The sequence below is a fragment of the Pseudomonas sp. Irchel 3H3 genome (genome assembly GCF_900187635.1).
Classification (GTDB): domain Bacteria; phylum Pseudomonadota; class Gammaproteobacteria; order Pseudomonadales; family Pseudomonadaceae; genus Aquipseudomonas.
The window spans coordinates 58,400-81,651 of record NZ_FYEC01000009.1; the positions used below are offsets into that span (position 1 = coordinate 58,400).

At 61.1% G+C, this 23,252-nt stretch carries 18 protein-coding genes and 3 pseudogenes; 9 read left to right on the plus strand and 12 right to left on the minus strand.

All coding sequences use genetic code 11. From position 1 onward, the window contains the following. Positions 1-60: 60 nt before the first annotated feature. From CKW24_RS12450 to CKW24_RS28650, 6 genes and pseudogenes are all read right to left on the minus strand, one after another. Entirely contained in the window at positions 61-438 is a 378-nt protein-coding gene (locus tag CKW24_RS12450) for a response regulator (RefSeq protein ID WP_095168307.1), read from the minus strand. A gap of 78 nt (positions 439-516) precedes the next feature. Beyond that, positions 517-1,698: a hybrid sensor histidine kinase/response regulator gene (locus CKW24_RS12455; RefSeq protein WP_095168308.1), complete on the minus strand. Its 1,182-nt coding sequence runs from the start codon at positions 1,696-1,698 to the stop codon at positions 517-519. Beyond that, positions 1,692-2,297 carry a chemotaxis protein CheB gene (locus CKW24_RS12460; RefSeq protein ID WP_095168310.1) on the minus strand — a complete coding sequence of 202 codons (606 nt, stop codon included), beginning with the start codon at positions 2,295-2,297 and terminating at the stop codon, positions 1,692-1,694. The genes CKW24_RS12455 and CKW24_RS12460 overlap by 7 nt, the downstream gene beginning before the upstream one ends. Continuing rightward, the gene (locus CKW24_RS12465; protein ID WP_095168311.1) at positions 2,294-3,109 is read right to left on the minus strand and encodes a protein-glutamate O-methyltransferase CheR; all 816 of its coding nucleotides are present in this window, start codon (positions 3,107-3,109) and stop codon (positions 2,294-2,296) included. Before CKW24_RS12465 ends, CKW24_RS12460 begins: the two co-directional genes overlap by 4 nt. Then, positions 3,109-4,338: pseudogene (locus tag CKW24_RS28645) on the minus strand (response regulator); the annotation flags it as partial. The gene CKW24_RS12465 and the pseudogene CKW24_RS28645, both read right to left, overlap by 1 nt. 89 nt (positions 4,339-4,427) lie before the next feature. Then, positions 4,428-6,597: pseudogene (locus tag CKW24_RS28650) on the minus strand (CHASE3 domain-containing protein); the annotation flags it as partial. Between the two features lie 258 nt (positions 6,598-6,855). Here CKW24_RS28650 and CKW24_RS12475 point away from each other — a divergent pair. The 3 genes from CKW24_RS12475 (at position 6,856) to CKW24_RS12485 (ending at position 9,831) form a co-directional block, all read left to right on the plus strand. After that, a complete protein-coding gene (locus CKW24_RS12475; RefSeq protein ID WP_095168313.1) occupies positions 6,856-7,230 on the plus strand; it encodes a response regulator in 375 nt (124 codons plus the stop codon). 48 nt (positions 7,231-7,278) lie between these two features. After that, complete coding sequence (locus CKW24_RS12480) at positions 7,279-8,574, plus strand: glycosyltransferase (protein WP_095168315.1); 1,296 nt, start codon at positions 7,279-7,281, stop codon at positions 8,572-8,574. 321 nt (positions 8,575-8,895) lie between these two features. Further along, positions 8,896-9,831 carry a phospholipase gene (locus CKW24_RS12485; protein ID WP_095168317.1) on the plus strand — a complete coding sequence of 312 codons (936 nt, stop codon included), beginning with the start codon at positions 8,896-8,898 and terminating at the stop codon, positions 9,829-9,831. Positions 9,832-9,979: 148 nt separating this feature from the next. Here CKW24_RS12485 and CKW24_RS12490 read toward each other — a convergent pair whose 3' ends face one another. Next, on the minus strand, positions 9,980-11,281 hold the full coding sequence (locus CKW24_RS12490; protein WP_095168319.1) for an OprD family porin: 1,302 nt from the start codon (positions 11,279-11,281) through the stop codon (positions 9,980-9,982). 324 nt (positions 11,282-11,605) lie between these two features. On the opposite strand from CKW24_RS12490, the gene CKW24_RS12495 reads away from it, so the two are divergent. Then, complete coding sequence (locus CKW24_RS12495) at positions 11,606-11,872, plus strand: DUF2790 domain-containing protein (RefSeq protein ID WP_095168321.1); 267 nt, start codon at positions 11,606-11,608, stop codon at positions 11,870-11,872. Positions 11,873-11,950: 78 nt separating this feature from the next. Here the strand turns inward: CKW24_RS12495 and CKW24_RS12500 are convergent, their stop codons facing one another. Further along, a complete protein-coding gene (locus CKW24_RS12500; RefSeq protein WP_095168323.1) occupies positions 11,951-12,220 on the minus strand; it encodes a DUF1652 domain-containing protein in 270 nt (89 codons plus the stop codon). Positions 12,221-12,585: 365 nt separating this feature from the next. On the opposite strand from CKW24_RS12500, the gene eco reads away from it, so the two are divergent. After that, positions 12,586-13,065, plus strand: coding sequence for a serine protease inhibitor ecotin (gene eco / locus CKW24_RS12505; RefSeq protein ID WP_095168325.1), 480 nt, complete (start codon positions 12,586-12,588; stop codon positions 13,063-13,065). Between the two features lie 34 nt (positions 13,066-13,099). On the opposite strand, the pseudogene ilvA reads toward eco, so the two are convergent. From ilvA to CKW24_RS12520, 3 genes and pseudogenes are all read right to left on the minus strand, one after another. Continuing rightward, positions 13,100-14,095, minus strand: a pseudogene (gene ilvA / locus CKW24_RS12510) (threonine ammonia-lyase, biosynthetic); the annotation flags it as partial. A 180-nt stretch (positions 14,096-14,275) separates the two neighbouring features. Beyond that, positions 14,276-15,433 carry a PQQ-dependent sugar dehydrogenase gene (locus tag CKW24_RS12515; RefSeq protein WP_095168329.1) on the minus strand — a complete coding sequence of 386 codons (1,158 nt, stop codon included), beginning with the start codon at positions 15,431-15,433 and terminating at the stop codon, positions 14,276-14,278. 39 nt (positions 15,434-15,472) lie between these two features. Continuing rightward, positions 15,473-15,850 carry a hypothetical protein gene (locus CKW24_RS12520; RefSeq protein ID WP_095168331.1) on the minus strand — a complete coding sequence of 126 codons (378 nt, stop codon included), beginning with the start codon at positions 15,848-15,850 and terminating at the stop codon, positions 15,473-15,475. A gap of 192 nt (positions 15,851-16,042) precedes the next feature. On the opposite strand from CKW24_RS12520, the gene CKW24_RS12525 reads away from it, so the two are divergent. Together CKW24_RS12525 and ligD are read left to right on the plus strand one after the other, a co-directional pair. Continuing rightward, a complete protein-coding gene (locus CKW24_RS12525) occupies positions 16,043-16,909 on the plus strand; it encodes a Ku protein (protein ID WP_095168333.1) in 867 nt (288 codons plus the stop codon). Positions 16,910-16,927: 18 nt separating this feature from the next. Next, positions 16,928-19,429, plus strand: coding sequence for a DNA ligase D (gene ligD / locus CKW24_RS12530; RefSeq protein ID WP_095168335.1), 2,502 nt, complete (start codon positions 16,928-16,930; stop codon positions 19,427-19,429). Here the strand turns inward: ligD and lpxO are convergent. Next, entirely contained in the window at positions 19,426-20,325 is a 900-nt protein-coding gene (gene lpxO, locus CKW24_RS12535; protein WP_095168337.1) for a lipid A hydroxylase LpxO, read from the minus strand. The genes ligD and lpxO overlap by 4 nt on opposite strands. 260 nt (positions 20,326-20,585) lie before the next feature. Here lpxO and CKW24_RS12540 point away from each other — a divergent pair, with 260 nt between their 5' ends. Beyond that, positions 20,586-21,905, plus strand: a complete 1,320-nt coding sequence (locus CKW24_RS12540) for a serine hydrolase (protein ID WP_095168340.1) — start codon at positions 20,586-20,588, stop codon at positions 21,903-21,905. 240 nt (positions 21,906-22,145) lie between these two features. Next, the gene (locus CKW24_RS12545) at positions 22,146-23,249 is read left to right on the plus strand and encodes an AI-2E family transporter (RefSeq protein ID WP_095168342.1); all 1,104 of its coding nucleotides are present in this window, start codon (positions 22,146-22,148) and stop codon (positions 23,247-23,249) included. Positions 23,250-23,252: the final 3 nt, after the last annotated feature.

Sequence of the window (23,252 nt, forward strand, 5' to 3'; positions counted from 1 at the left end):
AACTGCCAGCACGGCCCCGGGACGCTCATCAGATTGGGTAATGCGGGGGTTGCGGCTGGATCAGGAAAGCATTTCCTGCATCAGTTCCTGCAGCACGTCGAGGTCGAACGGCTTGGCCAGGATCGGTGCCTTTTGCGCGATGGGGCTGCCGGACTCGCGGATTTCCTGCGGGTAGCCGCTGATGAAAATCACCTTGAGCTCAGGGCGCAACTTGACTGCCGGCTCGGCAATCTGCACTCCGGAGATGCCTCCGGGCAGGCGAAAGTCGGTGATCATCATGTCCAGGTGGGGTTTGCTGGCCAGGATCGCGAACGCTTCCTCGCCGTCCACCGCCTGCAACACCCGATAGCCCTCGCCTGACAGGTAGGCGGCAAGCACCATCAGGATCGAAGGATCATCTTCGACGATCAATACGACGTCTTGTGCATCTTCACTCATGGGAAGCCTTTGTTCGGTCAATAGCTGCTATTACGACCCTGCATCGCTGCAGAGGTTGCGTTTATTTTGCCTGTTTTACTAGAGCGGCAGGCAAACCCGGAACATTGCGCCCTCGTTGATCCGGCTCTCGACGCTGATCGAACCTCCATGGGCGGCGATTATCTGCTCGGAAATGAACAGCCCAAGGCCCAGGCCCGCCACTACGGTCTTGGCCGAAACCCGTTCGAACTGCTGGAATATCCGCTGCTGGTTCTCTTCACTGATGCCGATTCCTCGGTCGCGTACTTCAACCCGGGCCTGGCCATCCTGGCTGTACACACGGACTTCGATCAGGCCTTTGCCGCCATACCGCAAGGCGTTGGTCAGCAGGTTGGAAATCACCTGCTCAATGCGGAATTCGTCCCAGTGCCCCTCTACCGGATGCTCGGCAATGAAGCTGATGGAACACTCGGCGGCCTCCACCTGCGGCGCAAAGTTCTGCAGCAGGTTAGCCACCCGTTGTGACAGGTCGAAGTGGCTGGGCCGGATGGAGAGCTTGCCCGTGCGAATCCGCGACACATCGAGCATGTCTTCGATCAGCCGAATCAGGCTTTTGATCTGCCGCTCATCGCGGTCGACCATCGCGTGCATCTTGTCCAGGGTAAAGGCTGCGGCGTTGTCGCGGGCCAGGTGCATCTTGCGCAACTGGGTTTCCAGGATCAGCCCGTTCAACGGCGTGCGCACCTCATGCGCGACGATCGACATGAAGTCGTCGCGCATGCGTACTGCCTGCTCCAGTTCGCCCTGGGTGGTCTGCAACTGCTTGAGCAAGGCTTCCTGCTCGCGACGGCTTTGCTCCAGGGCTTCGACCTGCAGTTTCATTGCCTTGCGTTGCCGGAACAGGTCGACGAACACGTTGACCTTGCTCTTCACCGCGTGGATATCCAGGGGTTTATGCAGGAAGTCCACCGCGCCGCTTTCGTAGCCCTTGAAGGCATAGTTCATTTCGCGTCCGGCGGCGCTGACAAACACGATCGGAATGTTCTTGGTCTTTTCCGTACCGCGCATCAGTTCTGCCAGCTCGAAGCCATTCATGCCCGGCATCTGCACGTCGAGAATGGCCAGGGCGAACTCGTGCTGCAGCAGCAGCGACAGCGCTTCATCGGCCGACAGCGCCTTGTACACCGCGCGATCTTCGCGCTTGATCAGCGCTTCAAGGGCCAGCAGGTTCTCCGGCAGATCGTCGACGATCAGCAATTTGGCCTGGATAGTACTTAGCATGAGGTTCCTTCCAGCTCGACAAGCAGACGGCCGATGCCGTGCAAGGTGAGAATGTGATCGGGTTGCTGCAGGGCCAGCGCCGCGTCGGGCATGGTCGCCACCTGGGCTTCGGCCGGGTCCTGGACCACGGTCAACCCGCCCAGGCGCTTGACGTGCGCCAGGCCCCGCGCGCCATCCTGGTTGGCGCCGGTCAACAGCACCGCCAGCAAGGCCGGGCCATAGGCGTCGGCAGCGGATTCGAACAGGTAGTCGATCGCTGGCCGCGAATAGTGCAGGCGCTCCTCCAGGCTCAGGGACAAGCTGCGATCCTGCTCCACCGACAGGTGATAACCGGGTGCAGCCAGGTACAGGGTGCCGGCCTCGATCACGGCCTTGTCGAGCGCCTCGACCACCGGCATCGCCACCCGCCGCGCAATGACCTCAACCAACTGGCTGCGCCGTTGCTCCGGCAGGTGCAGGACGACAATGATCGGCAAGGCAAAACCCGACCCCAGCTTGCCGAAAATACTCAACAACGCCTCCACGCCACCGGCGGAAGCGCCAATGACGATGGCCTCGACCCGCGAGGCTGGAGCGTTGCTCAACAAGCCGGTTTTCATGTTTTACGGTAGATCCGTTCTTGTTTGACCAGGGGTTCGAACTGTTTGCTGTAGCTCGAAAAGTCGAGGGTTTCCTTACTGCCCAGCACCAGGAAACCGCGGTGACAGAGCGACTCATGAAACAATCCGAAGGCGCGATCCTGCAGCTTTTTATTAAAGTAAATCAATACGTTACGACACGAAATTAATTGAGTTTCTGAGAACACGCTATCGGTTGCCAGGCTGTGATCGGCAAAGGTCACGTTGTCACGCAGGCTCTTGTCGAAAATCGCGTAATCGTAGGCAGCAGTGTAGTAGTCAGCGAATGAACTCTGCCCGCCGGCCTGCTGGTAGTTGCGGGTATAGGCGCGGATGTTCTCCAGGGAAAAGATCCCCTGCTTGGCCTTTTCCAGGGAGCGCGGATTGATGTCGGTGGCGTAGATGATCGTGCGCTCCAGCAGGCCTTCTTCGCGCAGCAGGATCGCCATCGAGTAGACCTCCTCGCCCGTGCTGCAGCCGGCAATCCAGATCTTGATCGAGGGATAGGTGCGCAGCAGGGGCACCACTTCCTGACGAATCGCCAGGAAGTGCGCCGGGTCGCGAAACATCTCGCTGACCGGAATGGTCAGCAACTGCAGCAATTGCATGAACGCCGCCGGATCGTGCAGGACTCGCTCCTGCAACGCCGAAATGGTCTTGCATTCGAACTGGTGCAGGGCGTGATTGACCCGGCGCTTGATCGAGGCGCCCGAGTAGTCACGAAAATCGTAGCTGTACTTGAGGTAGATCGCTTCGATCAGCAGCCGCAGTTCGATTTCAGTATTGCGCTCCACTAAATTCTTTCCATCTTCGGTAACCACACGCGAATCAACGAGAACAGGCGATCCAGGTCGATGGGCTTGGCCAGGTAATCGTTGGCGCCCGCCTGCAGGCAGCGCTCCTGATCGTCCTTCATGGCCTTGGCCGTGACGGCGATGATCGGCAGCTTGCGCCAGCGCGGATCCTTGCGAATTTCCACGGTGGCCTGGAAGCCGTCCATTTCCGGCATCATCACGTCCATCAGTACCAGGTCGATGTCCTCGACTTCATTGAGTTTGTCGATCGCTTCACGACCATTACGGCCAATGACCACGATTGCGCCTTTGTGCTCCAGGGCGCTGGTGAGGGCGAAGATGTTGCGCACGTCGTCGTCCACCAACAGCACCTTGCGCCCTTCGAAGACCTTGTCGCGACTGCGCGCGGTCTTGAGCATCGTTTGCCGCTCATGGGACAACCGCGATTCGACTTTGTGCAGAAATAATGTCACTTCATCCAGCAGCCGCTCCGGCGAGCGCGCGCCCTTGATGATGATCGACCGCGAATACTTGCGCAGGTCTGCCTCTTCATCGCGGGTCAGGTTGCGCCCGGTATAAACGATCACCGGCGGGAACGAGCAGATGTCTTCGGTGGACATGCGCTTGAGCAGGTCATTGCCGAGCATGTCGGGCAGCTTGAGGTCGATGATCATGCAGTCATAGATGTTGTTGCGCAGCAGGTCCAGCGCTTCCTGGGCCAGGCCCACGGCGGTAATTTCGATGTCATCGTCGCCGATCAGCCGGGCGATACTGTCGCGCTGCAGGTCATCGTCCTCCACCAGCAGCACGCGCTTGACCTTCTGCGTCAGCTTGGCCTCCAGGCGGGCGAACACGTCCTTGAGTTCCTCGCGCGTGGTCGGCTTGACCGCATAGCCCACGGCGCCCATGTGCATCGCAGCCTCGACCCGGTCTTCGACCGAAATCACATGCACCGGTATGTGGCGGGTTTCGGCGTGTTCCTTGAGGCGCTGCAGCACGGTCAGCCCGGAATGGTCCGGCAGGCGCATGTCCAGCAGGATCGCGTCGGGCAGGAACTCGCTGGCCAGGTCGTAACCTTCATCGGCACCATGGGCCACCAGGCACTGATAACCCAGTTCATGCGCCAGGTCGTAGAGGATATGCGCAAAGTTGACCTCATCCTCCACCACCAGGATGCAGCGGGTGCTGAACGGCGCATTGGCGCGGTCATCGGCAAAGCGCGGGATCTGCGCCTCGATGATCGCGGCCGGACGTGCCACCGGCACCGCCGGGACAAAGGCGACCGACGCCGGTGGCGGCAGTTCGACGCTGTTCTCGTCACGCTCCACGTACTGCTCGGGCAACAGCAAGGTAAACAGGCTGCCCTGCCCCGGTTCGCTGCTGACGGTGATCGAGCCGCCGAGCAACGCTGCCAGGTCGCGGGAGATCGACAGCCCCAGCCCGGTGCCACCGTAGCGCCGGTTGGTGGTGCCATCGGCCTGGCGGAACGCTTCGAAAATACTGCTGTGCTGATCGCTGGCGATGCCGATCCCCGAGTCGCGCACGGCAAAGGCTATTGCGCCCCCTGGCTGCAGACTGACATTGAGGCTGACTTCGCCCTGCTCGGTGAATTTGATCGCGTTCGACAACAGGTTCTTCAGCACCTGCTCCACACGCTGGCGGTCGGTGAACAGCAGCGTCGGAGCGTCCGAGTCCAGGTGGACGTTGAACGCCAGGTGTTTGTCCACCGCCAGCGGCTCGAACATGCCGCGCAGGCCGTCCACCAGGCGCGCGACACTGGTGTTCTCCGGGCGTATCTCGAGCTTGCCGGCCTCGACCTTGGAGATGTCGAGGATGTCGTTGATCAGGTTCAACAGGTCATTGCCGGCGGAGTAGATCGACTCGGCGAACTTGACCTGTTCGGCGCTGAGGTTGTCCTGGGGGTTTTCCGCCAGCAACTTGGCGAGGATCAACGAACTGTTGAGCGGCGTGCGCAATTCGTGGGACATGTTGGCGAGGAATTCGGACTTGTACTTGCTGGAGCGCTGCAGCTCCTGGGCACGGTCCTCGAGCTGGACCTGCGCCTGGTTCAGTTCGGTGTTTTTCAGGTCCATGGCGTCGCGCTGTTCGGCCAGGGTTTGGGCCTGCTCGGCGAGCTGCTCGTTGGTCTGCTCCAGTTCCACCTGCTGGGTTTCCAGGTGGGCCTGGGACTCCTTGAGAATCCGCGACTGTTCTTCCAGCTCTTCGTTGGCGGTCTTGAGTTCTTCCTGCTGGACCTGCAGCTCTTCGTTGAGTTGCTGGGTCTCGGCCAGCACTTCCTGCAAGCGCTGGCGATAACGGGCCGCTTCGATCGAGGTGCCGATGTTGCCGGCAATCAACTCGAGCAACTCGATGTCACGCTCGTCCAGGGCCCGCAGGAAACCCAGCTCGATCACCCCGTTGACCCGGCCGTCGTCGCTGGTAGGCACCACCAGCACACTGCGCGGCACCCCGTCGCCAAGCCCGGAGCTGACTTTGAAATAGTCGGCCGGCACCTCGTCCAGGCGAATCAGGCGGCCCTGCAGTACGGCCTGGCCGGCGATGCCCTCGCCGTTATAGATCTGCTGGTCAACGGCTTCCTGCTCGCGGGAAAAACCATAGGTTGCCACGCGATTGAGGCCGCCATGATCCTCCTTGACGTAGACCGCCGCGACTGCGCTGCCCAGGTATTGCGCACAAAACTGCAGGATATTGCGCCCCAGCAGGTTCAATGACAGCTGGCCCAGCACTTGTTCGGCCAGTTCAGTCTGGCCGTTGCGCAACCAGGCCTGTTGTTCCAGGCGCCGGGCGCTGCTTTGTTGGGCCGCCAGGTTGGTGCTGTAGCTACGCGAGAGGCTGAGCAAGTCGCGGCGCCCAATGTAGGCCAGCAAAGCGCTGATGCCGACCACGAACAGGACGTACAGCGTAATGCTCCAGAGCGTGGTGCGACGCACCTCTTCATTGCGCGTGGTGCGCAACTGCTGCTCCATCTCGATGACGTCTTCGTACTGTTTGCGGATCTCGTCGGTCAGGCGCTTGCCGCGACCGGCGCGCACGGCAGAACGGTAGTCGCCGCTGCTGCGCTGTAGCTCGATCATGGTCTGGGCGTAGGTGTTCCACTCCTCCTGCATGGCTTGCAGGCGGTGCAACCGGTCGACCTGGACCGGGTTGTCCGCGGTCAGTTCCTGCAGGGTTTGCAGGGCCACTACAATTCGTGGCCGAGCGGTCTCGTAAGGGTCGAGAAAATGCTCGTCACCGGTCAGCAGGTAGCCGCGCATGCCGGTTTCCAGGTCGACCGTGAGCTTGACCGCTTCGTTGGCGTTGTTGATCACCCGATCGGTATGCTCCACCCACTGGATGGTCGACATCAGGTAGGTGATCAGGGAGACGAAAAACACCACGCTGAGCACGCCCACCCCCAACGGCAAGCCGATGTTGCGGCTCAGGAGTTTGCGGAAACTTTGCTCATCAACGGACGACGAAGTGATCATTTGCGGGCCTTGGTGGACGGGCATAAATGAAGGAGTTTGCCCCAAAATCGCGTCTGGGATCCATTTTTCTGACAGCTTAGCCAGCATTTTCCTGCATTGCGCTGCAATCTCCCCAGCACCGGGGTTATCCTGTCGAGGCCCGTACCCTGAGGGTTTTTTCAGCCCGCCGGGAACTTGTCGGGGCCGGCTGATTACTGATGAAAAAGCCGGTCGATTTGCGACACCGGTCACCCCACGCCCTTTTCGAGAACAGTCACTATGTCCAGCACCACTGCCACCATCCTCGTAGTCGAAGACGACGCCATCGTGCGCATGCTGATCGTTGATGTGCTCGAAGAACTGCAATTCAAGGTGCTGGAGGCGGACAGCGGCACCGCGGCCCTGGTCCTGCTGGAAAACCGCGATACGCTCATTGACCTGCTGATGACCGATGTGGGCCTGCCGCAAATGGATGGCCGGGAGCTGGCTGCACGCGCGCGCGCGCTGCGCCCGAGCCTGCCGATCTTGTTTGCCAGCGGTTATGCCGAAAGCCTGGAAGTGCCTGTCGGGATGCACGTGATCGGCAAGCCCTTCTCCATCGATCAGTTGCGCGACAAGGTCAAGGGCCTGCTGGCTGACCGCCCTGTGGTTTAATAACGCCGCTCGCGCCCTCCCCCCTGCCGCTTCAAGGAAATACCGCTCATGAGTCAGTCCCGCGCAACCAAAGTCCTGGTTATTGGTTACGTCTGGCCCGAACCCCGCTCATCCGCCGCCAGTGGGCACGTGATGCAGATTCTCGAGACATTCCTGGAACAGGGCTGGGACATTACCTTCAGCAGCCCGGCAGGCCCCGGCGAGCACAAGGCCGACCTGACGGCCATGGGTATCGCAGAGTGCAGCATCGAGCTCAACAGCAGCAGCTTTGATGCTTTCGTCAGTGAGCTGGCCCCGGATATCGTGCTGTTCGACCAGTTCATGATGGAAGAACAGTTTGGCTGGCGCGTGGAAAAACACTGCCCTAACGCTTTGCGGGTCCTGGAGACTTCAGATTTGCAAAGCCTGCGCCATGCTCGCCACCAGCGGCTCAAGGACCATCTCAAGGCCAGCGACGACCACGATGACGGCACCGCGCTGTTCGGCCAGACGCTGGCCCAGGAGTTCACCGCGATGGCCGACACCGATCTGGCTCGGCGGGAAATTGCCGCACTGTTTCGCTGCGACCTCAACCTGATGATCTCCGAGGTGGAGATCCGCTTGCTGGTCGAGCACTTCAGCCTGCCACCCAGTGCCCTGCATTGGTGTCCACTGATGCTCGAACCCACGGCACAGGCGCTGGCTCCGTACGCCGACCGTGCGCATTTTCTTAGCATCGGCAATTTCCGCCACGCGCCGAACTGGGACGCCGTGCTCTGGATGAAAAATGCCGTCTGGCCGCTGATCCGCCAACAACTGCCTGGCGCGCAACTGCACATCTATGGTGCCTACACGCCGCCCAAGGCGAGCGCCTTGCACAACCCGGCGCAGGGGTTTCACATCATGAACTGGGCAGAGGATGCGTTGCAGGTGATGACGGCCGCGCGTATTTGCCTGGCACCCCTGCGTTTCGGAGCCGGGATCAAGGGCAAGATTGTCGACGCGATGCTCTGCGGCACGCCCAACGTCACCACTCCCATCGGCGCCGAAGGCATGGCCGGGGACATGCCCTGGGCCGGGGCGATTGGCCAAAGTGCCACGGCCATTGCCGCAGCCGCGGTGCGCCTGTACCAGGATGAACACCTCTGGAACCAGGCCCAGGATGCCGGTGTGAAGCTGCTGCAGGCCCGTTACCGGCAAAGCGTGCATGGCCCGGCGCTGATCGCACGCCTGGAACATTGCCGCGAACATCTGCTTGAGTTACGCCAGGCCAACTTTATTGGCGGCATGTTGCGTCATCACCAACACAAGAGCACCCAGTACATGTCGCAGTGGATTGAAGAAAAGAACCGCAACAACGCGTAAGCGGTAATCTGGCCAGGGGCAGTGCCGGGCTGCAGGTTGTTTCGGCACGCTGCCTTGTTCCTGCACGACCTCCTCCAATTCCCACGGCCCTTAGCGAAATCTGCAACTACCGAGCACTGCAACTTGAGCCTAGTTTAGGAACTTCCCTCTTCTCATTTCGCTCATTGGCAAGTTACACATGACAGACTGCACCCACCAAGCGGCCCGGCGTGCATATATGAAGAGTGGAAACGTTGTTGACCCACAGTGCAACTTCATCAGCCGTCCTTAAATAGCCTGGTGCGACAGGACGGAATCATGACTACTCAAGGAAGTGTAGATATGAATATCACCCACACAGCAAAAATCTCATTCCGGCATGAATGGATGAGCAAGACCCCGAGCATGGACGGCTTGACCCTTAACCAACTGGTTTGGCCAGGAGCTCACAACTCGGGAATGGATTTGTATAGCGCCGACAACAACATAATCAATAGCGTGCTAGCCTCCCACACCATGTGCCAGAACGGCCCTTATATCCAACAGCTCAATAGCGGTGCACGGGCACTGGACCTGAGGGTTTTCTCCAACTCCAGAAGAACAGATATTTATCAGTTCGAGGCCTTTCACGGCCCCGCAACCGGCAGCCCGCTCAGCGATCTGGTGAAGGCCCTGGATTTTTTCCTCGATAAAAACCCCGACGAATTCATCCTGCTCGACGTGCATCAAACCGAGGGCAGCCAAGGTAACGGTTTTGCTTTCAAGGAGTTCAACGATGCGATCAACAGTCGCCTGGGCGAGCGCCTGATCCCTTATGCGAACCGCAACCTGACATTGGCTGAACTGAAAGCCATTAGCCGCACACAGCGGGTGGTGATTGCCGCTTCGGGGCACCCCGAATTCGACGCACGGGTATTCTGGCCGAAGATCCAGCACCGCTGGAGCGGCCAGGACCTGACTTCTCCCAGTGAGCTGAAACAACACATCGCCCGCACACTCGACAATCCGCCAGACGGTTCGCTGCCGTGGTCGCTGTCAGCAACCAGTTATATCTGGTTCGATGCGTCGGGCATTTCCCTTATTGACCCGTTATTCGGGGCTAACAACGCTTTCGTAAGGGTCAATAAGATCACCGATGAACTGAATGAATGGTTCAGCCCCACCCCCAACGGTGAATGGCTGCTCAAGTGCAGCATTATCAATGTCGACTTTATCGACGAAACCTTGCTGGTCGAGTACTGCCGGGAAGCCAACATGTACAAGGCACGTAAAAAGTAGTCGTTGACCTTGGTCGGATCTTGCGGCTTGCCCGCGATGGTCTCAAGAACGCTGCGTTCATCCTGGATCTGCGCGTTATCGTTGACGTCCATCGCGAGCAAGCCGCAAGCGGGTACCCGCTCCAACAGGGGCGGTGTTGCCCATGGTCCTATAACACTGAAAAGTTGTAGCTGAGGATCAACCGCGTTTCATCTACATCCCTGGCGACCGCCTCGTAGTTGGTACGGTAGGTCGCGCTGCGCAGGCGCAGGCTCAGGTCCTTGAACGTGCCGCCCTGGATCACGTACTTGAGCTCGCTGTCGCGCTCCCATTCCTTGCCCTCTTGCTCGCTGCCCGCCACCTTGATCTGGTCACCGCTGACGTAACGGGTCAGAAAGCTCAAGCCATTGATGCCCAACGCCTTGAAGTCATAGTCGTAGCGTACCTGCCAGGAGCGCTCCTGGGCCGCGGCGAAGTCGTTGACCTGGACGTAGTTGACCAGATAAGGATTGCTGCCATCCAGGTAGGGCATCGAGGTGTCGCCGATCATCCGCTGCCAGCCGGCACTGAAGGTGTGGCCGCTGATGGCATAGCCGAGCATCCCGCTCAAGGCGCGGTTATCGATGTTGCCGGCGCGCGCGGCGCCGGTGTCGGCGCTGCTGAGCAAACGCAGGTCAGCCTTGAGCAGCCCTGGGCCCATGGGTTGGTTACCGAGCAAGCCAACGAAGTGCTGACGGTAGATCTCATCGAGCTCCGCGTACTGGTACTGCGCACTCAAGCGCTCGTTGAATTTATAGTCCAGGCCATACAGGTCGAAGTGATCGGCGCTGATATTGCACGCGTAGCGCTTGTTCTTGCAGTGCACGCGGATGTCTTGCTGGTCGGTGGAATCCCGGGCGGTGTACTGGTCCAGGCGGGCGGCGGTGAAGGTCAGGTCCTTGAGTTCCCTGGACGTCAGCAAGGCGCCATTGAACTGGGTCGGCAGCAGGCGCCCGTCGTTGTATTTGAGTAGCGGTAGATCCGGCAACAAGGAGCCGTACTTCAACACACTGCGCGAGATACGCATCTTGGCCGTCAGGCCGAGCTTGGCGTATTGGTCTTCCGAGCCACGCGGGTTGCTGCCGGAGGACGGCAGTAGGCCGCTGTTGCTGCTGTCGGCACTGGAGTCGAGCTTGAGCCCGAGCATGCCCAGCGCATCCAGGCCAAAACCCACGGTGCCTTCGGTGTAACCCGACTGCAGGTTGAGGATAAAACCCTGGGCGGACTCTTCGCGCTTGGAAGCACCTTGCGGGTTGCTGCTGTGGCCATCGCGAAAATCGCGGTTGAAATACACCGTACGCGACTCGACGCTGGCGCGACTGTCGTCGATGAAACCACTGGCCTGAGCGCCAGTGCTAAAACCTGCGCACAGGGCCAGGACGCCGAGGCCCAGAGCCGGGCGCGGTGTGATGAGGGAATACGGGGGACGCATGAAAAAAGCTCCAGCAGTGCATCTGTGCGACGGGTCAATCAAGCAACACAAATAACGCGCACCCCATGCCGGACAAGGCTCGGGAATGCAGGGGGAAGTAATAACGGGTGATCGCCAATGATGGCATAAGGCTTGTTTGCTCGGCAGGCGACTTTAGTCGGAAATCCGCCGGCGAAAAATCAGCGCAAATCGACTTAACCTCCGGTTAATCCTGTGGTCCAACAGTGACTGGACCGCGTTCGCGCAGAGCTCTCTGACGCCCCACGCGGCAGGGCCGGCATCCGAAATGCCGCGCCGACTTCAAGCCCGCTGTGGAGACTATCCATGAACCTGCGAATCCTCCTGCTTGCCACTTCCCTCGCCTGCACCGGGGCCTCCGGCCTGGCGCTGGCCGACAACACCAACACCGCGCTACCCGTGCCCTATCACTACGGCATGGAGCTGCACGTCAAACACGTGATCTCGATGACCGAACCCAGCACCGAGGAATGCAAAGTGGTCACTGCGCAGATGACGTTCATCGACAACCAGGACAAACAGGAGAACATCAGCTATCAGAAGCTCTCGGACGCCTGTAGCTATCAGAACTGAACCAAGGGCTGAAATGCCCCGGGCCTGGCTGCAAGACCAGGCCCGGGGCATCTGGGGTCGAACTTTTCGAGCGTGGGCTTAGAATGCCCGCAGTTTCGGCTCGATCGCATGAGTGCCAGGTTTGTATGCCAGGTCATGGCGCAACTCGGCAATCAGCTCGTTGATTTCGCGGCAACCATTGAGGGTGCTGGCGTCGATCCCGGTGACCACGAGGTCGACCTGATCAGTTTGGTGATCACCGAAGATCTTGATGGTCATCGACAAGTCCGGTGACAGCGTGCATTGGCAGCGTTTTGGCAAAAAACTGCTTTCAATGATATTGCGCAGTTCCAGGGCAGACAGAAACATAAGCAGGCTCTCCTTTTTATCGACCGAGTGATGTTTGTTTGGTCAACCACTGCCGGCCGGGCCGGTTCTTTCCTTTGCGATGGTTCCCGGTTTCTGCCAGGACGCAGCCCGAGATTTATTTTTACATGATGCTCTTCATATTCCTTCACAAGAATGGAGCATTAAACATGCCTAAAACCGCTCGCAGCAGTTCGTAGGCCAATCAGCAGCTTAGGTCAAGCATCAACATTTGGGCTCATGCAAAACGCAAGATTGGCGGTAAATCGTCCTGCAATTTGCCAGCTCCACCATTGCGGTTTGCATTAGGCGAGCGGCACGGTAAGAATGCTCCCGTTCACCGAATCCACCCTATGCAAGGAGGCATCATGCGCTCTTCTCACTTAAGCGTCATGGCCGTGCTGCTGGCCGGTCTGTCGACCCAGGCCTTGGCCACAAAACTCGAAGACGTCGCGCCCTTTCCGAAGGCGGACAAGGGTTTTACCCGGCAGGTCATTAACCTCGCCCCGCTGACCGCTGAAAACAATTATCAGGTCGAGATCCTCGCCGGCAAGACCCTGACCGTGGATTGCAACAACCCACGCCTGGGTGGCATTCTCGAAGAAAAGAACCTCGAAGGCTGGGGCTATCCGTTCTACCGGATGGACAAAGTCATCGGCCCCATGAGCACCCTGATGGCGTGCCCTGATGGCAAGCGCACGGAAGCCTTCGTGCCCGTGGTCGGAGATGGCTTCATGCTGCGTTACAACAGCAAGCTGCCCATCGTGCTCTACGTACCCAAGGACATCGAAGTGCGCTACCGCATCTGGTCGGCGTCCGACAAGGTCGAGAAAGCCGTCCAGCAATAACCCTGCCGACCCAAGCTCAAGCCGACGCGCTCCACAAGGCGGCGCGCTCGGCGACATGGCGCAAGCTGTCGAAGTTGATGTTGGCGCCTGAGTCGATGGCCACCAAGGTTTGTCCCTGGATCGCGTTGCGTGCCACATACTGCTTGATTCCCGCCACGGCCAAGGCTCCAGAAGGCTCGGTGATCGAGCGGCTATCGTCGTAGATATCCTTGATCGCGGCGCACAACTCATCGTTACTGACGGTGAGCACCTGATCCACGTAGTCGCGGCATATGGCAAAACCGTGGGCGCCGATCTGTGCCACGGCGACCCCATCGGCGAAACTCCCCACGCTCGGCAACATCACCGGTTCCCCCGCCGCCATCGCCGCCTGCAGACAGGCCGAATGCTCGGACTCGACGCCGATGATACGGATAGTCGGCCGCAGGTATTTGACGTAGGCGGCGATGCCCGCGATCAGCCCGCCGCCACCGACCGGAACGAAGATCGCATCCAGGCGCCCCGGATGCTGGCGCAGGATTTCCATGGCCACGGTGCCCTGCCCGGCAATCACATCCGGGTCGTCGAACGGCGAGACGAAGGTGCGAGCGCTGTCGCGCGCCAGTTGCAAGGCATGCTCCAGGGCAAACGGGAAACTGGCACCGTGCAGCAGGGCCTGCGCGCCACGGCTACGCACGCCGACCACCTTCAACTCCGGCGTCGACTCGGGCATGACGATACAGGCGTCGATCCCCAACTCCCGTGCGGCCAACGCCACACCCTGGGCGTGGTTGCCGGCGGACGCGGTGATCACGCCGCGGGCTTTCTGTGCCTCACTCAGGTGGGCCAGCTTGTTGTAGGCGCCGCGAATCTTGAAGGAGAAGGTTGGCTGCAGGTCTTCGCGCTTGAGCAGGATCTGGTTGTCCAGCCGCTGGGACAACGCGGGCGCTGCCTGCAGCGGCGTACGCACCGCCAGTTGATAGACCGGTGCGGCGAGGATCTTCTTCACATAGTGCGCCAGTAGCGGCTGGCCGGCGGTGGGAGTGTCCATTGATGTCTCCTGGAGTACGTCAGGCCCTGGAGACAGAAAAACAAAACCCGCCTCAAGGGCGGGTTGGGTGCAGCCGTCAGCTAGCCCGCCAAATTCGCAATGGCGGTAATAATAATGCTTGGCTGGCGGCGCGATACGGTGAAAGTCATGCCCGGAAATTAGCCTCGGGGCGCCAGCAAGTCAATCCCCGGTTTGCAGGCCGATCTTGTAGAGCGCACCGTTCCGGTCGTCCGTCAGCACATAGAGGTAGCCATCCGGCCCCTGGCGTACATCGCGGATCCGCGCCTTGAGCTCACCCAATAAACGCTCCTCATGCACCACCTTGTCACCATCGAGCTGCAGGCGAATCAGTTCCTGGGTCGCCAGCGCGCCGATGAATACACTGTGCTGCCAAGCCTTGAACCGGTCGCTGTCGTAGAACGCCATGCCGCTGATGCCCGGTGACTGCTGCCAGACGTGATGCGGACCGACTGTCCCTTCGGCGGTCTGGCCGCGAGCTTCGGGGATTGGCAGACCGGAGTAGTTGATACCGTGGGTCGCATAGGGCCAACCGTAGTTTTTACCGCGCGAGATGATGTTCAGCTCATCGCCGCCCTTGGGTCCGTGCTCGTTCTCCCATAGCTCACCGCTCCAGGGGTTGAGGGCTGCACCTTGCGGATTGCGCTGGCCGTAGGACCAGATTTGCGGGCGTACCCCGGCTTGGCCGACAAAGGGATTGTCCTTGGGGACCTGGCCGTCCGGATAGATCCTCACCACTTTGCCTTGCAGCTTATCGAGGTCCTGCGCCGTTTCGCGCACGTTGTTCTCGCCCAGGGTGATGAATAGATAGCCGTCACGGTCAAACACCAGGCGCGAGCCGAAATGGTTGCTGGTGGACAGCTTGGGCTCCTGGCGGAAGATCACCTGGAAATCCTCCAGTGCCCTGAGGTCCCTGGACAAGCGGCCACGACCGACCGCCGTGCCGGCCTTATCCCCGGCACCACCGCCTTCAGCGTAGGACAGGTACACCAGGCGGTCACTCTTGAACTGCGGTGACAGCGCCACGTCAAGCAGGCCGCCCTGGCCCTTGGACCAGACACTGGGCACCCCGCTCAATGGCGCCGAGCGCTTGCCCTCGAGGTCGACGATACGCAGGTTGCCCGGCCGTTCGGTCACCAGCATACCTTGCTGGTCGGGAAGAAACGCCAGGGCCCAGGGGTGTTCCAGGCCTTCGGTGAGCTGGGTCACCGTCAGGCTGCCCAGCTCGCTCGGCAACTGTTGGCTGGACGCCGCCGACACCGGCAGCGCGATCATCAGGGCGCTGCCCAACAGGGTCGCCAAAAGAGTTTTACCTGACATGCACACTTCCTTTATTGCTGATCGTTACCCCCTGGGCCCTCAGCGGTTGCTGGTGTCCGGGTCTCTGGGAGGGGGGGCGGGTGAGACATAGGGCCTGACTGTTCCGGGGGTGGCATTAGGGCGCGGATAACCGTTGCCAATGCCGCCGTTATCCAGGGTCGGTGGGCGTGGCACTGGCACGGTGTTGGGCGCGCGAATTACCGGCGCTGCCGGTCGGGTGCCCTGCATGCTGTTGGGGTTGGCCCGGCGAATCGGGTTGTTGTAGGGATTGTTGTTGCTGGCGCCCGGCAGATTCTGCGCAACCACCAGGCCTGGCCCTGCGAGTGCGGCAATCCGGTCCGGATCGTCCTGCGCCTGCGCCATCGATCCCAGCAAGGTCGACGCCAGCAGCGTTACAGCCAACACGTACCTGCTCATGATGGAGCTCCTCCACTGTCATGCCGATAAGGTCTTCGATACCACGCTACGCCCAGGGTTCGCCGCTGTGAAGGAAATACTCCCAGACAAGATGTTGCAAGGCTGCCTGCTACCGCGCTCCACCGGGCGCCCGCCGGAAACTTTCGCCAACCAGCGCAGGTCACCTGATCATCACAGCGCGAGGCAACGGCGATGGCACGGGCAATCTGGAAAGGCGCAATCAGTTTCGGGCTGGTCCACATCCCGGTGTCCCTGGTCTCGGCCACGGCCTCCCATGGGGTGGATTTCGACTGGCTGGACAACCGCAGCATGGACCCGGTCGGCTACAAGCGGGTCAACAAGGTCACTGGCAAGGAGGTGACCAAGGAGCACATCGTCAAAGGCGTGCTCTACGAAAAAGGTCGTTATGTGGTGCTCAGCGAGGAAGAAATCCGTTCCGCTCACCCCACCTCGACCCAGACCATCGACATCTTTTCCTTCGTCGATGCCGAGCAGATTCCTCTGCAGAACATTGACACGCCGTACTTCCTGGCCCCCGACAAACGCGGAGGCAAGGTCTACGCCCTGCTGCGCGAGACCCTGGCCAACACCCGCAAGGTCGCCCTGACCCACGTGGTGCTGCATACCCGCCAGCACTTGGCCGCCTTGATGCCGCTGGATTCGGCTCTGGTGCTGGTGATGCTGCGCTGGCCTGCCGAGGTCCGCAGCCTGGACGAACTGGCCCTGGGCAGCGACGTCACCGCCCCGACCCTGGCCAAGGGCGAACGGGACATGGCCAAGCGCCTGGTCGAAGACATGAGCGGCGATTGGCAACCGGCCGACTACCGCGACAGCTTTGAGGACAAGATCATGGCCCTGGTGGAGAAAAAGGCCCGGGCCGGCAAGATCGAGGACGTCGAAAGCGTGCCTGGTGCCGAACCGCGCAAATCCGCCGACGTCATCGACTTGACCGAGCTGCTCAAACGCAGCCTGGGTGGCAAGTCTGCCGCCACGCCCGCAAAAAAAACCGCGCGCAAAGCCACGCCAGCAAAAAAACCGCGTAAGGCTGCCGGCGATTGATCAACAGGGATCGTGCTAATGACCAAGGCCGTCAGTGAATACACGCGTAAACGCAACTTCGCGATGACTTCCGAGCCGCCAGAAGCGTCCGCGCGCAAGCCCGGTAAAAAAGCCGTTGCGGCCTTGCGCTTCGTGATCCAGAAACATGCCGCGCGCAACCTTCACTACGACTTTCGCCTGGAACTGGCCGGCACCCTGAAAAGCTGGGCAGTGCCCAAGGGCCCAAGCCTGGACCCGAGCCAGAAACGCCTGGCGGTGCATGTCGAGGACCATCCTCTGGATTACGCCAGCTTCGAGGGCACCATTCCCCCCGGGCAGTACGGTGCTGGCCAGGTGATCGTCTGGGACCACGGCGTGTGGCAGCCCCACGATGATCCGGAAGCGGCGTACCAAGCCGGCAAACTCAAGTTCACCCTGATCGGCGAGAAGCTCGCGGGCGACTGGACCCTGGTGAAAACCCGCCTGCGCGGCAGCAGTGACAAGGAACAATGGTTGCTGATCAAGGAGCGCGATGCCCAGGCCCGCGCCAGTGCCGACTATGACGTGCTCACGCAACAGCCCGACAGCGTGCTGAGCGAGGCACGCATCGCGGGTAAAAAGCCGTCGAGAAAAAACCCGATAAAAGCCGGCAAATCCGCCCCAGCCATCCAGGCGCTGCCCGCCCACCTCACCCCGCAACTGGCGACCCTGGTGGACCAGGCCCCAAGCGGCGATTGGCAGTATGAAATCAAATTCGACGGCTACCGCATCCTGGCGCGGATCGCCGACGGCGAGGTGCGCCTGATCACCCGCAACGGCCACGACTGGACCGCTCGCCTGCCCCGCCAGGCCAAGGCACTGGCCGCACTCAAGCTCGACGGCAGTTGGCTGGATGGCGAGATGGTGGTGCTCGACGACCAGGGTCTACCGGACTTTCAGGCGCTGCAAAACGCTTTTGAACTCGGGCGGACCCTGGAGATGGTCTATTTCCTGTTCGATGCACCGTTTCTACAGGGTATCGATCAACGCCAGTTGCCGCTCGAACAGCGTCGCGCCGCCTTGAAAAAGGCCCTGGCGCGCCACCGCGGCCAGCTGCTGCGTTTTTCCGAGGCGTTTGTCGCCAAGCAACAGGACATCCTCGCCAGCGCCTGTGCCCTGTCCCTCGAAGGACTGATCGGCAAGCGGCTCGGCAGCCCTTATCAAAGCCGCCGCAGCGCTGACTGGATCAAGCTCAAATGCCGGCGACGCCAGGAATTCGTCATCGTCGGCTACACCCAACCGCAAGGCTCGCGCAGTGGTTTTGGTGCCTTGTTGCTCGCGGTGCATGACGCTGGCGACCTGGTCTACGCCGGCCGCGTGGGGAGCGGTTTCGACCAGCAGACCCTGGACCACCTGCACCAACGGATGTCGGGCCTGGCCCGCGACACCTCACCCTTGGCCAATGCGCTGAGCAGCGCCCAGGCTCGTGGCGTGCACTGGATCAAACCGCAGCTGGTGTGCGAAGTCCAGTTCGCCGAGTGGACCCGCGCCGGCCTGATCCGCCAGGGCGCTTTTATCGCCTTGCGCAGCGACAAACCGGCCAGCCAGATCAGCCGCGAACAAGCCCAGCCCGTCAGCGCCCCGGTGCCAGAAAAGAGCAAGAAAAACGAGATGTTGGCGGGGGTTCGGGTCAGCCATCCCGAACGGGTGATCGATAAGGCCAGCGGCACGCAAAAGCTGCAATTGGCGCAGTTCTACGCAGGTATCGGCGACTGGATCCTGCCTCATCTACGGCAGCGCCCGGTGTCGTTACTGAGGGCGCCGGAAGGTGTGGGCGGCGAGCAGTTCTTCCAGAAACACGCAGAGCGAATGGCGATCCCCAACATCCGCCACCTGGCTCCCGGACTGGACCCTGGACATGCACGGCTGATGGCCATCGACAGTGTCGAGGCCCTGGTGGGCGCAGTGCAGATGGGCGCGATCGAGCTGCATACCTGGGGGGCCACCGCCGATCACATCGAGACGCCGGACCAGTTCGTGCTCGACCTGGACCCCGACCCGGCGCTGCCCTGGAAAAGCATGCTGGAGGCCACCCAACTGACCCTGTCGGTGCTCGATGAACTGGGCCTGGAGGCGTACCTGAAAACCAGTGGCGGCAAGGGCATGCACCTGATCGTGCCGCTGGCCCGCACGGAAAGCTGGGACCGGGTCAAGGCCTTCGCCAAAGCCATCGCCCAGTTCATGGCGAGCGAGCTGCCGGAGCGCTTCAGCGCCAAAATGGGACCGCAGAATCGCATCGGCAAAATCTTCATCGACTACCTGCGCAATGCGCGCGGGGCCAGCACAGTCGCGCCCTACTCGGTGCGGGCCCGGGAGGGCCTGCCGGTGTCGGTGCCGGTGCGCCGCGATGAACTGCCGGGGTTACGCAGCGCCCAGCAATGGACGGTGGCCAACCTTGGCGAGCGCTTACGCGCACTCAAGGCCGACCCTTGGGCCGACCTCACTCATCGCCAGCGCCTGAGCGCAAGGATGTGGCAACGCCTGGGGGCGAAAAAACCCTAGATCCAGAGGATCACGGCCAGCAGGCCGCCGAAGATCGCCCACTTTTCCAGGTAGTAGAGCTTGCGATTGCGCTTCTTCAGTTCCTTGCCGCGCAGACGGATCTTGTACAGCCTGGCGAACGCGCGGTTGATCCCGCCGGTTTTATCGCCGGCATCGTTGGGCGCGCCGGCGGCGGACATCACGGTGCGACTGAACCAGGCATTGAACGCAGCTGCCCAGCGGTACTTCAACGGCCGCTCGACGTCGCAGAACAGGATGATGCGATTCTCCTGGGTGGTGTTTTCGGCGTAGTGGATATAGGTCTCGTCAAACATCACCGCCTCGCCATCGCGCCAGTGATAACGCTCGCCGTCGACCTCGATGTAGCAACCGGGGTCATTGGGAGTGTCCAAGCCCAGGTGATAACGATAGGAGCCGGCGTAGGGGTCACGGTGGCGCACCAGTTTTGAACCCGGTGGCAACTCGGCAAACATGGCTGCCTTGATCGAGCCGATACTCTGGACCAGCTCGGTGGTGCGCGGGCACAGCTTGGTCGCCGAAGGATGGCTTTCGCCGTACCACTTCAGGTAGAAACGCTTCCAGCCGGTCTTGAAGAACGAGTTGAAACCCACGTCGTTGTACTGGTCCGAGCGCTTGATCTCCCCCGCCCGCAGCAGGTTCTGGCCTTCTGCGCGAATTTCCTGCCAGTGAGCCTGCAACGGGCTCAGGTCGGGGAAGTCACGGGGGTCCAGGTACGGTCGGTTCGGCAGTTTGGAAAACAGGTAGAGGAAGCAGTTGATCGGCGCCAGGAAGCTCGAATGATCGCTTAACTGGCGACCCAGCTTGTGCCGGACACGACCGCGCAGGTGTACGTACGCGATGGAGAGCAGGTAGAGGGAAACAATGATCAGCTTCACGAAAAATAATCACAGGTCAGAAAAAATACACGCTGCGCGCCACGGGACCTGGCTTAACGCAACATCGGGCATCTATGGTAGGGGCTGAGCACAACGCCAGCACCTGACCATTGGCGCGCATTTTAGTCACAGTTTGTAACCTAGGGAAAACCAACAAATGTGAAAAACTTTAGGCTGGATGTACTGTCGACAACCCGGCACCCTGGCCACTCAGGCAAAATCTCCAGCTACCTGCCCCCTGTTCATGGAAGATCCACCTAATGAAGCCAGCTGCGCGCTTGACCGCTCTTTCGCTGTTCGCCGGCGTGTTCAGCGCCCTGACCAGCGCGTCCGCCTGCGCCATTGATTACCCCGATGCCGCTGCCAGCGACCCGATAAAGCTCGGCTGGATGGTCGGTTCGCCACCGCCACCTGCGCGCATCATTCGGTTCGCCGATGGCAGCTACTACCAATTTCCGGCGCTGCGCTGGAGCTTCTCCAACTTCCGCCAGTTGATGCCGACACTGAACGTCTCGCGCGGCCTGGCAGCGCCATCGGTGCTGGCTCAGGCACCCGACAACGCCATCGACGCCCTGTCATTCAACACCACGGACAACCAGTCTCTTACCTGGTCGCAATCGCTGGCCGCCACCTACACCGACGGGATTGTCGTGCTGCATCGCGGCAAGGTGGTGTATGAACGCTACTTTGGCGTACTGACGCCCCAAGGCCAGCACGCGGCCATGTCGGTGAGCAAATCCCTGGTCGGCATCCTGGGGGCAACCCTGGTCGCCGAAGGCAAGCTCGACCCGGCACAGCGCGTCGACCACTACGTGCCGGAACTGGCGAGCTCGGCCTTTGGCGATGCGACGCTGCGCCAGGTGCTGGACATGACCACTGGCCTTGAGTACAGCGAAGACTATGCCAACCCCGACGCACAAATCTGGGCCCATGCCAATGCCGGCAACCCCCTGCCCAAGCCCAAGGATTACCGTGGACCACGCAGCTACTATGAGTTTTTGCAAAGCGTGCAAGCCCAGGGCCGTCACGGCGAGGCCTTTGCCTACAAAACTGTCAACACCGACGTACTGGGCTGGGTGATCGCCCGGGCCACCGGGCAAAACGTCGCCCAACTCCTGTCGCAACGCATCTGGAGTCGCCTGGGCATGGAACAGGACGCCTATTTCAGCGTGGACAGCATCGGCACGCCCTTTGCCGGTGGCGGTTTCAACGCCGGGTTGCGGGACATGGCCCGGGTCGCGGAAATGTTGCGCAATGACGGGCAAGCCAACGGCGAGCAGATCGTGCCCAAGGCGGTCGTCGACGAGATCCGTGGCGGTGGCGACAAGGCCGCCTTCGCCAAGGCCGGTTATGGCCTGCTGCAGGGCTGGAGCTACCGCAACATGTGGTGGGTCAGCCACAACCCGAACGGCGCCTTCATGGCCCGCGGCGTTCACGGGCAAAGCCTGTACATCGATCCGCAGGCGCAGATGGTCATCGCCCGTTTCGCCTCGCACCCGGTGGCGGGCAATGCCGCCAATGACCCGGTGACCCTGCCGGCCTACGCCGCCCTCGCGCAGCATCTGCTCCAGCAGCCTTGAGGCACGGCGACCCGTCCTGGCGGTGCCCACACCGACACCGTCAGGCTGCCCAAGCAGATTAATGAGCATTATTGATTGGTATTAGCTGCGCGCCAGGGCTCCACTGCCGCCCCCCCGGCTGCTCCGGCGGTGTGCTGGTGGATGAAAATCATCGATTCGACATCCCTATCATTTCCAATTGAGCGTCTATGCTGGATTTACCCTTCTCATGCCGTTGCTGTCCGCCCCCGGAGGCTCTCCATGCTACCCACCCCTGTGACCGAGAAATCCTTCTCCCGGGATATGCTTGATGTGCTGATCCGTGCGGGACTGCTCGCGGTCCTCCTGATGTTCTGCTTCCGCATTTTCAGCCCGTTCCTGGACTTGATGCTGTGGTCGGTGATTCTGGCGATCACCCTGTACCCGTTGCACGGCAAACTCAGCCGCAAGCTGGGCACCAGTGGCGGGCACACCGCGACCGTGATGGTGCTGATCGCCGTGGCGATCCTGTTGGTGCCGGTCTATCTGTTGGGCACCTCGATCGTCAGCTCGGTGGAAAGCGCCATGACCATTGTCCGGGCCGACACCGTGCATATCCCGGTTCCGCCTGATTCGGTAGCCACCTGGCCACTGGTGGGCGAAAAACTCCATAGCCTGTGGATGCAAGCCGTCACCGACCTGCCGGTGCTGGTGCAAAAGTACATCCCCGAGATCAAGCACTTCAGCCTCGCCCTGCTGAGCAAGTTGGCCGGCGCCGGTGCGGGTTTCCTGATCTTCATCTTTGCCCTGATCATCGCGGGAATCTTCATGGCCTACGGTGAAAGCGGCAGCCGCAGCGCGGTGCATATTGTTTCGCGGGTCTGCGGCCCGGACCGTGGCCCGTCCATCACCGAGCTGTGCACCGCGACCATTCGCGCGGTAGCCCTGGGCGTGATCGGCATTGCCTTCATTCAAATGCTGCTGGTGGGTGCCGGGTTCGTCCTGATGGGCGTACCTGCTGCCGGCCTGCTGGCCCTGGCGGTGCTACTGCTGGGCATCATGCAACTACCGGCCACGCTGATCACGTTGCCGGTGATCATCTTCGTGCTGGCCAGCCAAGGGGCGACGACCGCCACCATCATCTTCTCCATCTATGTATTCATCGCCGGCCTGGTGGATAACGTGCTCAAGCCCCTGCTACTGGGGCGCGGCGTCGACGTGCCGATGCCAGTGGTGCTGATCGGCGCCCTGGGCGGCATGGTCACCAACGGCATCATCGGCCTGTTCATTGGCCCGGTGGTCCTGGCCGTGGCCTACCAGTTGTTCTGGCAATGGGTACAGGACCAGCCAGCCGCTTCCCGACCCGACAAACTGGGGCAGTCCTGACAC